This is a genomic window from Streptomyces sp. NPDC055078 (assembly GCF_053607985.1).
Window position 1 is genome coordinate 1 of record NZ_JBSGUP010000250.1, and the last position, 11,025, is coordinate 11,025.

Here is an 11,025-nt window from a genome sequence, read left to right on the forward strand (position 1 = left end):
CGGTTGTGCCGTCCGGCACCCCCGGTCAGGGTTCGGACTTCGAGGTGGAGACCGGTCCCGGGCGCTCGGCCGGACCGTGGCCGGTCAGGACCAGTTCCTTGGCCCTGCTGTACTCGTCGTCCGTGATGTCGCCACGGGCGCGGATCTCGGACAGCCGGGCGAGTTCGTCGACGCTGCTGGGCCGGCCGGTGCTGCCCGCCGTCTCCTTGATGTACGTGTTGAAGGCTTCCTGCTGCGACCGCGCCTGGGCCACTTCCCGGCGGCCCATGTTCCTGCCGCGGGCTATCACGTAGACGAAGACGCCCAGGAAGGGCAGGAGGACGACGAACACCAGCCAGCCCGCCTTCGCCCAGCCATTCAGGTCGTCGTCGCGGAAGATGTCGATCACGATCCGGAAGACCAGGATGATCCACAGGATCCACAGGAAGAACCAGAGCATGGCCCAGAAGGTGCTCAGCAGCGGAAAGTCGTACGCCAGATTGGTTTGCGCGCTCATGCCGTCCTCCGTTGTGCTCCGTCGTGCTCCGTCCGGGGCGCTCGCCCGGAAGCGGTTGTGTGCCGTCTTCAGCGTGCGCACGGCAGGGGCCTGACGTCCTCACCCGAGGCGGGTGAGTGTGTGAGCCCTCAGGGCAAGCTGCCCGTCCGGGCAAGCCCCCGCCCGGCACCGCTCACTCCGGTAGCTGCCGCATCTCCACGACCCGTAGCCCCAGCGACTGGAAGCGGGCCAGCAGTCCGTACAGATGCGCCTCGTCCACGACGGGGCCGAACAGGACCGTCTGGCCGGACATCACGACATGCCCCAGCTCCGGGAACGCCTTGGTCAGCGTTTCCGACATATGTCCCTCGACGCGGATCTCGTAGCGCATAAGCAGTTCTCCCGCAGGCGACCTGGGGCAGATGGCTGGCCGGCCTGAAGCGGACGCGCCCTTACCGCGATCCTCCGCCCGGCGGGGTCTCCGGGGCCTCACCCGGTACAGGTGACCCGCCGCCCGCCGCCTGGCACCCGCCGCCTGGCACTCGGCACCCGGCACCCGGACGAGACGGGTCAGTGCTTCAGGGCGATCTCGAAGGCGATGATCACCAGGCCGAGCAGCAGGTTGACCGAGGCGGTGACGGCCACCAGCCGCCCGGGGGCACCGGCGCGGCGGGCGGCGGCGATGGACCAGCCCACCTGCCCGGCCACGGCGACGGAGAGCGCCAGCCAGAGTGTGCCCAGTACGTCCATGCCGAGCAGGGCGCTGAAGGCCACCGCGGCGGCGGGTGGGAAGGAGGCCGTGACGATCGGCCACTCGTCCCGGCATACGTGCAGGACGACCCGGCGGTCCAGCGGCTGTTGCGCCAGGCGCGCTCCGAAGAGCTGGGCGTGTACGTGTGCGATCCAGAACACCGTGCCGGTGAGCAGCAAGAGCAGTACCAGCTCCGTGCGCGGGAACGAGCCCAGTTGCCCGGCGCCGATCACCACGGAGGCGGCGAGCATGGACCCGTAGACGCCGCCCGTGTAGTGCGCGTGGGCCCGGCGCTCGGTACGGCGCGCTCGCCGGGCCGGGGTGGGGCCTGTCCTGGGCACGGGCGTCTCCCTTCGGGCTCAGCGAGTGGGGCCGGTGGGTTGGGTGGGGCCGCTCGATCCGCTGGACCCGGTTGATCCGCTGGACCCGGTCGGCCCTCTCGATCCGGTCGATCCGGTCGGCACGCTCGGCCCGGTCGGTCCCGTCGCCCCGCCCGGAGCATTGGGTTCCGGCTGCCGTGGACGGCTCCCGCGGGCACCCGGCAGATGTGGCGTGACCAGGAAACTGGCGAGAGCGATACCGCCGGTGGCGAGGATCGCCGCCTTAAGGCCGTCGAGTTGCGCGGAGGCGTACGAGTCCGTGACGGCTTCGACCTCGGACGGCGGCAGCCCGGCAGCCTCGGCCGCCGAGCGCACCTGATCCGTGGAGACGAAGGAGATCCCGGCTTCGAGGGCGACCCCGACCTGCCCGCGGGTCTCCTCGGCCAGCCGCGGGTCGTCCGCCACCTGGTTGGTGAAGGCGTTGGCCAGCGCGCCGATGAGGATCGAACCGATGAGCGCGGTGCCCAGCGCGGAACCCAGGTTCTGTGCCGTGAACTGAAGCCCGCCGACCTCGCCGCGTTCCTCGTCGCCGACGCTGGACTGGACGACATTGCCCAGTTGCGAGGCGAGCAGGCCGATGCCCACGCCCAGCAGCGCCATGGCTCCGGCGAACTGCGCGTCGTCGATGACCGGGTCGATCGTGGCCAGCAGCCACCCGATGGACGCCGCCAGGGTCACCAGGGCCAGCCGGACCACCCGGCGCGGCCCCATCACCCGCCCCAGCGGGGACGCGGACAGGGAGGTCGCGAGCATGGTGACGGACACCGGAAGCAGCCGCAGCCCCGTCTCGAAGGCGTCGAACCCCTGCACCACCTGCAAGTACAGCGGGATGGTGAAGAACAGCCCCAACAGAATCAGGTTCTGGCTCAGCAGCGTCAGCAGACCGGCGCGCAGCACGGGCCTGCCCAGCAGGGACACATCCACGAGCGGCACCTCGCCCCGGTCCTCCCGCCGCCGCTCCCACCACCGGAAGACGGCCAGGAGGGCCACTCCGGCGCCCAGGACGAACAGCGTCGGGGCGAAGCCCAGGACGGTGAAGGGAGGGTTACGGGGCTGCACCCATCCCCAGGTGCCGCTCTGCAGCACCCCCAGCACGCCCAGTCCCAGTCCGGCCGCCGAGAGCACGGCCCCGACCCCGTCCAGCCGGGGGCGCGGACCGGTCCGGGGGGACGCGGCGATCACCCGGCGGCACAGCAGGACGGCAGCGACGACCACGACCTCGCCCGCGAAGACGAGCCGCCAGGTGAGATACGTCGTCACCCAGCCGCCCAGCAGCGGGCCGACCGCGATCCCGGCACCGGCGAGCCCGCCGATGACGCCGTACGCGACGGCCCGGTCCCGCCCCCGGTACGCCTCCGCGACGAGGGCGGCCATCGCGGGCAGCACCATGGCGGCGCCCAGCCCCTCGATCACGGACCAGCCCAGCGCGAGGACCCACAGGGTGGGGGCCACCGCGGTCAGCGCGGACCCGGTGGCGTAGACGACCAGCCCGATGAGGAACATACGGCGACGTCCCAGGATGTCCCCGAGCCTGCCGCCGATGAGCATGAACGCGGCCATGACCAGCGCGTACAGCGTGATCACGGCCTGGATGGCGGTGACCTCCGTGTCGAAGTCCTCGACCAGCCGGCTGATGGACACGTTCATGACGGAGGTGTCGAGCACCATCAGGAACTGGGCCGTACCGAGAACGATCAGCGCCCGCCAGTGCTTCACGGTGTCCACCTCGCCGGGTCGGCCCGGGACGCCGGAGGAGCCGACCGGGCAGCGGCCGGTGTGTCGCCCGGCCGCCACTCCCATCGCACCGGAAGCATCCGGCCGGCGCCTCACCCGTGACGGGGGAGGGCGGCGGGGTAGGGGGCCTGGCGGGGTACGGGCGGGGCTCGTGTGGCTTGGGGGGGGCGGAGGCGTACGGGGCGGGGCACGCGGGCCTCGCGTGGCTCGGGGCCTGGCGGGGCTCGGGGCCTGGCGGGGCTCGGGCCACCAAGCCCGCGGGCATCACAGCAGCCGGAGGTCGCGCGCGCGGCGTACCGCGTCGTTGCGACGGTTCACCGCCAGCTTCCGGTAGACGCTCTTGAGGTGGGTCTTCACCGTGTTCACCGATACGTACAGATCGGCGGCGATCTCCTCCGTCGACATCATCCGGGCCAGCCGCTCCAGCACGTCGCGCTCGCGCCCGCTCAGCTCGACGGCGGCCAGTGGCGGGGGCCGCGCTTCGGCCGTCGCGGTCGGCTCCGCGCGTCGCGCGGTGAGTTCTCCGCGTCGCGCGGTCGGCTCTTCGCCTCGTGAGGGGTCGGTGGTGAGCCAGCCGGTGGCCAGTTCGTGGAGGGGTGCCATGGCCAGAAGTGGCCGTATCCACGCCCGGGCATCGAGGAACGGACGCCGCAACCGTTCCCGCCGGGCGTCGAGGAGCGCCTGTTCGACGAGTCTGCGGGCGGTGGCGGCGTCCCCCGCCCCCGCCGCGATCCGGGCCCGCACCAGTGCCGCCCGGACACCCACGGCGGGGCCGGTCCCACCGCCGGAGCGGATGCTGTCGAGCAGTTCGATCGCCGCCCCTGGCCGACCCGCGGCGAGCTGTATCCGCGCGGCTTCCACGGCACACGCCGGCTGGTCGCCGGACACGTTCCGTAGCAGCTCGGCGGCCCTCTCCGGCCGTCCGTCGGCCAGTTGGGCGGCGGAGGCGATCAGCGCTTCGTGGCCCGCCGCCCAGGGGGAGACCACGGCGGAGGCGACGGCGTGGTCCATCGCCTCGACGGCGAAGTGTGTGTGGCCCTGTGCCAGCAGGAGACGAGCGGTGACGATGGCGTGCCATGCCGCCGTAACGGGATCAGCCGTAACGGGCTGAGCCGTCACCGGAACGGCTGACACCGGAACGGACGTCACCGGAACGGCTGACACCGGAACGGATGACCCTGGAACGGACGTCACCGGACCCGGCGCCCCTGGTCCGTATGTCACCAGACCGGGCCGCGTCCCGTAACCGGACGTCCCCGTACGGACCCGGGCGGCCGTCCCGTCGAGGAGGGCCCGCGCCCGGTCCAGTTCGTCACGGTCGACGGCCACAGCAGCCAGAACCAGCCGCCCGATGCCGATGTCGATGCCGGTGCCGATCCCGGAGCCGTACGGCTGGGGCAGGCTGAAGCGTTCCGCCTCGCACACCCCTGCCAACGCCTTGCGCTCCGCCCTGCCGAGCCATCCGTTCAGGTAGTCGATCAGCGCGAGATACCCGAGTGCCTCCTCCCGGGGGAGCGCGGTGGCCGCTCCGCCGGGAGTGCTCGCCACCGGGGTCAGGGCGGCACGCGCGTCCTCGAAGTGCCCGGCCCACAGGCGGGTGGCGCCCAGATGGGTCAGCAGGAGTGCGGAGAGTTCGGGATGCTGGTCCAGGAGGTGCGCGGGTACCTCGTGCCGCAGTTCATCGGCCGTCGCGGCGGCCTGTTCCGCCTGTCCGGGACAACCGGTCAGCCGGGCGGCCAGGGCCGCCAGCAGCGCACAGCTCAGCCGGGCAGCCGCCGGGTCTGGGGCCGGGTCGGTGGCTGGGTCTGGGGACGGGCCGGTGGCCGGGTCTGGGGACGGGTCGGTGGTCGCCGGGCCGGTCGCCGGGCCGGGGGTGTCGGCGGCCAGACCCTCCTGGGCCCGGCGCAGGTGGGCCGTTCCGCGGTCGAGGTCGCACCGGGACAGTTCGCGGGCCGCCCGTACGAGATCCGTCGCGGGACTCGTGGCCTCGGGCCCCATCCGGGAGAACAACTGGGCCAGATCGTCGGAGCGCGGCCCGGTGAAGAGCTGTCCGATGGCCAGATCGCCGACGAGGGCACCGGCGGTGAAGTCCCAGTCGCCCGAGGCCGCACCGTGCGCGAGCGTCTCCGGGAGGGAGCCGGAACGGCGCAGCCACCGCGCGGCCCGCCGGTGGAGTTCGGGCTCAAGTCCCGGCAGGCGTACCCGCAGATGTGCCCGCAGGATCTCCCCGAACAGCGGGTGAAGCCGGTACCAGGCGTGCCCGAGGTGCTCGACGAACGCGTTCTCCCGGTGCAACGAGATGAGAATGGGTTCGGCGTCGGTCCGTTGGGTCAGCGCGTTCGCCAGCTCGGGACAGAAGCGCTCCAGCACGCTGACGCGCAGCAGCAGGTCCTGTGTCTCCGGCGGCTGCCGCTTGAGCACCTCGGCCAGCAGGAAGTCCGCGACCGTGCTGCGGTCCGCCTCGAACTCCTTCAGATAGACCTCCGGGTCGGCGCTCTCCAGCGCGGCCAGCGCACACAGGCGCAGCCCCGCGGCCCAGCCCCGGGTGCGGTCCACCAGGGCGCGCGCGGCGGGAACCGGCAGGCTCAGCCCGTGCAGCTCCAGCAGCGCGGCGGCCTCCTCGGGGGTGAAGGCCAGCTCCGCCGCGCGGATCTCCGTCAGCTCGCCGGACGCCCGGTACCGGTGCAGCGGCAGCAGCGGTTCCGTACGGGTGACGAGGACCAGGCGCAGCCCCCGCCCGGCATGGTGCAGCACGAACTCCAACTGCTCCGCGATCTCCGGGGCGGTCACCCGGTCGTACTCGTCCAGTACGACCACCACCGGCCGTTCCTGCTCGTTCAGCTCGGCGGCCAGCGCCGCCAGCAGCTTGCGGTCCACCCTGGCCGCCTCCGCCGGGAACCCGCCCGCGCCGCCCGCGCTGCCCGCGCCCCCCGGGCCCCGCGCTCCGCAGCCGCGCAGGGCCCGGATCACGTACGCCCAGAACACCCCGGGACGCCGGTCCCCCGCCTCGACGGTGAGCCAGGCGACCGACTGCCCGGGACCCGCCCCCCGGCCGGCGGCCCAGTCGGCGGCCAGCAGTGTCTTGCCCGCCCCGGCCGGTCCATTGACCAGCGTCAGGGGCGTCCGGAAGGCCCGGTCGAGATGCCGCACGAGCCGCTGCCGTCGCAGAAACGTGGCCGGCCTCGTCGGCAGCGCGATCCGGGTGCGCAGAAACGGGTCCCCCAGGGGATCCGTCCACGGAGCGGCTGGATGGGCCGGCCCCGCCGCGTACTCGTCGGTCCTTGCCACGGCGCTCACCACCACTGTCCGTCAGGATCAGATCATCGCCAGCGCTCCCTCACCCAGCATCCCAGCCTTCCCTCCCCCACGCGCGACACACACCCCCCAGTGCCCCTCTCACCAGGCCATACACCCTCCGCGGCCCCCGGACCCACGCACTCAGGTCGGCACGGTCCGCCGCCACGGTGAGTAACCGGCGGCGGGCACTGACTGACTGGAGCGCTCGGTGGCCCGCCCCCGTCGGAACATCGGGCCCATCGCCGTCGTACCGGCCCGGCAGGGTTACACGCACCGCACCGGAACACACTGCACCGGACCGGACCGCGCCCCCAGTCCGCCGCCCGTCCTGCCCGCCCGTCCTGACTTCCAGCACTGGACCCACGAGGTCGGCACTACCCCGGCCACCCCGGCCACCTCGCCGGGATGATGGTGCGATGGACATCGCGCTGATCACGGCCGCCATCGCGGTCCTGGGCACCCTGCTCGGCTCCATCATCACCGGTCGGTTCCAGGAGCGGGCGACTCGCGCCGCGGTGACCGCCTCCCGCGGCGAGGCGCTCCGATCAGCGCAGGCCGCCGCCGCCCTGGACCTGGCCGCCGCCGTCAGTGACCACCGGCGAGCCCTCTGGCAGCGGGGCAAAGAACGACTGGACCACCTGGAGGCGGGCAGCGCCCGAGACACCGAACTCGCCGAAGAGGGCCGCCGCACCCGCGCGGCCTCGACCCGCCCCCTGACCGCACTACGCCTCCTCATCCAGGACGATGAGGTACGCGCCGCCGCCAACCGCATGGTCAGCGAAACCCACGCGATACGCGGGACGATCGGCACAACACCCGCCGCGCTCAACGCCGCACGCGAGGAGGCGACACGCGCTCACGACGACTACGTCGACACCGTGGCCCGCTACCTCCGGACCGTCTGACCAACACCCCCGCCGGACGGCGCTGGCTCTGTCTACGGGGTGGGCACGGAATCGGGTAGCTAGGAGATTCCTGGCCATCGACACCCACTCGATGGCCGGATCGGGGTGCCAGGCTGGGGGTAGTGGCAGAGGGTCCTCCGCAATCCCCCGGGCGGAGGGTCCGCGTCCCGCCCCGTCCTTCGCGACGTCCCTTCGCGACGTCCCTTCGCGACGTCCCTCCGCGACGTCCCTCCGCGACGTCCCTCCGGGAGGGCCGACGCCGCGCGGAGGCCAGCTTGCGAACGCCCGGCGTCAGGGAGCTTGCGGGTCGGTTCCATTGGGTCAGATCACATCGACCGGAGTGTCGGCCGTGTGCGCGTCGCGGCGTCTCGTCAGACCTTCTCGATGCGAACGGAGTGTCCCGCGAGGAGCTGATTCATGTCATCGGTGTCTGAGGTAAAGACGGTCGCCTGAACTCCCCGCCCGGCCTCCAGCCCGGCCACAGCCGCCAGAACGGAGTCGATGGCGTACTTGTGCCCATGCAGGCCGGCCGCTTTCAGCATGTCGCGCGCCATGGTGATCATCTGGCCGTCCGTGTGCACCAGTTCCAGCAGGCGCACCGCACCATCACGAAACTCCGCCCCGTGGACACGGTCGTCGAGAAGGTCATGGACTTCCTCAACTCCCTCGCTCGCAGGGTGGAGGTCGAGTTCGCCGAGGACTCAGCTCGCCAAGGTTCGGAGGTAACGAACTACGCTGTCTCGATCGCTCAATGCATAACCGATCATCCAACGGACGACTACCAACTGTTGGACAGCGTGACGACGGTCACCCTGCAATGAGACCTCGATCCCGACCGTGTGGCGCAGCTCCTCACCGAACCCAACGGTGGAGCACCATGAATCGGAGACTGTTCAATGCTTGCCGGCCACAAAGACATCGTGCTGGGGCAGTGCGCTACTCATATCGATCCAAGAAGCATGTACCACGCTCTGCTCCGGTGTTAGATCACCATGGAGGTGAGGTAGTGAACAGTTCGGTACGGGTCAACCAATACGCTGGCCGCTGTGCTCGGTGCGGCGCGGACGTCTCGGCCGAGGCTGGCGTGCTGCTCCGGAGCGTGTGGGGCAACTGGGTGGTCTACCACCCGGCTCATGCACCGACACCCGACTCGGACGGCACCACATCGGATGCCTCCGCATTGCGCTCCAACCAGAGAGACGGAAAGTGCGAGGTCTGCGGATCGATCGTTCCGGCGAGGCTCGGAGCGCTCGTGAAGACCGGCTTCGGCGGATGGGACGTCTACCACCGCGAACACGTCCGTGAGCCGGCGCCGCCGCCCCGCCACCACCATCCGGGCTGGCATCGACGCCGTCTCATGGCCCTAGACATCGCGACCACTGGCAACCGCTACGGCGTCGACCGCATTCTCAGCGCGGTCGTGCGCATCACCGACGGAACGGACCGGTCCTGGCTCATCGACCCTGGTCCCGGCCCGGTGTCTGTCGCAACTCGCAAAAATCACAGCATTTCGGTGGAACATGCACGCACCTGCGGGGAGCCTGGGTCCCCTGCATTGGAACAACTAGCGACTGCGCTAGCCGAACATTTGGCAACGAAGGAACCGCTGGTGGTCTGGCACGCTCCGTTCGTGCTCACTACGTTGGAGACCGAACTGCTCCGGCATGGACTCACACCATTGTCCGATCGCCTGGCCAACGGCGTGTCACCAATCTGCGACCCGCTGGTCCTGGACCGACACGCCGAACCCTTCCGCCCCGGTGGGCGCGCCCTAGAAGCGGTCGCCGAGTGGTACGGCATCCCGCACGACCGCCCCGGTGATCCCTCCTGTGACGCCGAGACCACACTCGTCCTCGCGCAGGTGATCGCGGCCTGTCATCCCGCCATCGGACGCCTGTCCCGCCCCGGGCTCCACCGAGAACAGGTGCGCTGGCACGAGCAGTACGTACAGGAGGCCGAGGCTCGCCGCCCCGACAGAAACAGGGACCGTCTTTGGCCCCTGGAGACGGCCCAGGTGCTGGCCTGGAAGGAGCACGATCCCGCCTGACGCACGGCAGCCTCCAGCCTCCTCCGATCCATCACAGCGCAACCGCAACCCGCAATCGCAGGTGCCGCCCAGTTGTTCTTCCGGGCACTCACAGTCGTCGGTGGCGGCCAAGATATGCCCCTCGGCCGCCGCGGAGGCAGCGAGATCTCACACCTCTTCCATGCGTGCGCGATGCGTGAGCGGACGGTCCGACACGACGTGTCACGAGTGGGATTGGGTACAGATCTTCGCGGCTCTGACCAGTCCTGCGGCTTGATCCGCGATGCTCTGGTGCAGCGGTTGGGGTTCTCGCAGAGTCGTCCGATACGCCAGGCCGGAGAGAGTCTGGAGAGACTGGTGCGCATCGATAACAGCATCGATGAGAGGAGTCGGATGGGCCCCAGGCAGTGCGTGGCTCCAGGCATCAAAGAGGTCGATTCCAGGCCACAACGTCGTCTGGAGTTGGCGCGCGAGAAGCCTGATCGGTCTGCCGTCGACGAAGGGCACGAGCAGGACTGCACTGCGTTGCCCTGCGGCACAAGGTGGTGACGCATCAGAGTGCTCAGCTGTTCAAGCGCTGCTGGCCATCGAGTGAGCTCGTCGGGCTCCACGCCTACCGCCAACTCAGTGGCAGGCCAGTACGTGGCGTCGGCAGCCGGGAGCGGCCGAGCGTAGAGCTGAACAGAGAGCCCTGCGGCTTCGGTATCTGCCTGAAGCCTGTGCTGGGCAGCGCCCGCTCGTGCGCCGGCGGTCTTGTCGGCGAGTTCGGCCGCCCGGGCGCGCGCGGAAGGCGCGGTCCGCGCTGCCGTCCTGAGTTTCTTCTCGTCCAGGGTGCCCCAGGCCAATTCCGCCAGGACTGCGTACAGGTCGGCAAGGGTTTCCTCCAACCGATCAAGGATGGCGGGTGGTTCTTGACCGATCAGGTGCGGGCGCTCTTGGTTCCGCGCGTTGGTCACGCAGTCCCGCAGGGTGTCGCGGACGTAGCAGGCCAATGCTCCGCGTTGCTGAGGGTCGACGAGTCGCCGTGTGAGGTTGTCCGCGATTCCGTCCACGCGCCACGGCGCGGCGATCCTGGCCCACGCGGCAGGAGCCGACCTGAAGGACATCCAGGAGATGCTCGGCCACTCCTCGATCACCATCACCGCCGAGAACACGGCTCCCAAGGCGGAGTCCGAGGTCGACGACGCGGAGAAGCTCGGCCCGGAGTCCGTGCCGAACGATGCCGATCCGTTGGGAGAAAATCGGGAGATCAACTCTCTGTCCGCTCACGCACCGCTCACACAAACGGCCCCGGACGGGGAGTCCGAGGCCGAATAGAACGCCTCCCTGGGGGATAAACCCCAGGTCAGCGGCTTGGTGCGTTGTGCCCCCGGCAGGATTCGAACCTGCGACACCCGCTTTAGGAGAATGGCTTTTCGAACTTCCGGGGCGATCCCCGGACCTGCGATCTGCTGGCC

At 70.6% G+C, this 11,025-nt stretch carries 10 protein-coding genes; 4 read left to right on the forward strand and 6 right to left on the reverse strand.

Annotated elements, in window-relative coordinates:
* Positions 1–25 precede the first annotated feature (25 nt).
* The 5 genes from ACWF94_RS21095 to ACWF94_RS21115 all read right to left on the reverse strand — a co-directional run bounded on the left by ACWF94_RS21095 (position 26) and on the right by ACWF94_RS21115 (position 6,628).
* A complete protein-coding gene (locus ACWF94_RS21095) occupies positions 26–496 on the reverse strand; it encodes an SHOCT domain-containing protein (protein ID WP_453490395.1) in 471 nt (156 codons plus the stop codon).
* 172 nt (positions 497–668) lie between these two features.
* The gene (locus tag ACWF94_RS21100) at positions 669–866 is read right to left on the reverse strand and encodes a hypothetical protein (protein WP_453490398.1); all 198 of its coding nucleotides are present in this window, start codon (positions 864–866) and stop codon (positions 669–671) included.
* Positions 867–1,045: 179 nt separating this feature from the next.
* Entirely contained in the window at positions 1,046–1,567 is a 522-nt protein-coding gene (locus ACWF94_RS21105) for a hypothetical protein (RefSeq protein ID WP_453490401.1), read from the reverse strand.
* A gap of 18 nt (positions 1,568–1,585) precedes the next feature.
* Positions 1,586–3,322 (reverse strand): MFS transporter, encoded by a 1,737-nt coding sequence (locus tag ACWF94_RS21110; protein ID WP_453490404.1) that lies wholly within the window; start codon positions 3,320–3,322, stop codon positions 1,586–1,588.
* Between the two features lie 282 nt (positions 3,323–3,604).
* The gene (locus tag ACWF94_RS21115; protein WP_453490407.1) at positions 3,605–6,628 is read right to left on the reverse strand and encodes a LuxR C-terminal-related transcriptional regulator; all 3,024 of its coding nucleotides are present in this window, start codon (positions 6,626–6,628) and stop codon (positions 3,605–3,607) included.
* 425 nt (positions 6,629–7,053) lie between these two features.
* On the opposite strand from ACWF94_RS21115, the gene ACWF94_RS21120 reads away from it, so the two are divergent.
* Complete coding sequence (locus ACWF94_RS21120; RefSeq protein WP_453490410.1) at positions 7,054–7,542, forward strand: hypothetical protein; 489 nt, start codon at positions 7,054–7,056, stop codon at positions 7,540–7,542.
* 371 nt (positions 7,543–7,913) lie between these two features.
* On the opposite strand, the gene ACWF94_RS21125 is transcribed toward ACWF94_RS21120, so the two are convergent.
* Positions 7,914–8,141: a hypothetical protein gene (locus tag ACWF94_RS21125; RefSeq protein WP_453490413.1), complete on the reverse strand. Its 228-nt coding sequence runs from the start codon at positions 8,139–8,141 to the stop codon at positions 7,914–7,916.
* A 24-nt stretch (positions 8,142–8,165) separates the two neighbouring features.
* Between ACWF94_RS21125 and ACWF94_RS21130 the strand changes: the two genes are divergently transcribed.
* From ACWF94_RS21130 to ACWF94_RS21140, 3 genes are all read left to right on the forward strand, one after another.
* Positions 8,166–8,363 (forward strand): hypothetical protein, encoded by a 198-nt coding sequence (locus ACWF94_RS21130; RefSeq protein WP_453490416.1) that lies wholly within the window; start codon positions 8,166–8,168, stop codon positions 8,361–8,363.
* Positions 8,364–8,548: 185 nt separating this feature from the next.
* On the forward strand, positions 8,549–9,589 hold the full coding sequence (locus tag ACWF94_RS21135) for a hypothetical protein (RefSeq protein ID WP_453490419.1): 1,041 nt from the start codon (positions 8,549–8,551) through the stop codon (positions 9,587–9,589).
* Positions 9,590–10,594: 1,005 nt separating this feature from the next.
* Complete coding sequence (locus ACWF94_RS21140) at positions 10,595–10,885, forward strand: hypothetical protein (protein ID WP_453490421.1); 291 nt, start codon at positions 10,595–10,597, stop codon at positions 10,883–10,885.
* Positions 10,886–11,025 lie beyond the last annotated feature (140 nt).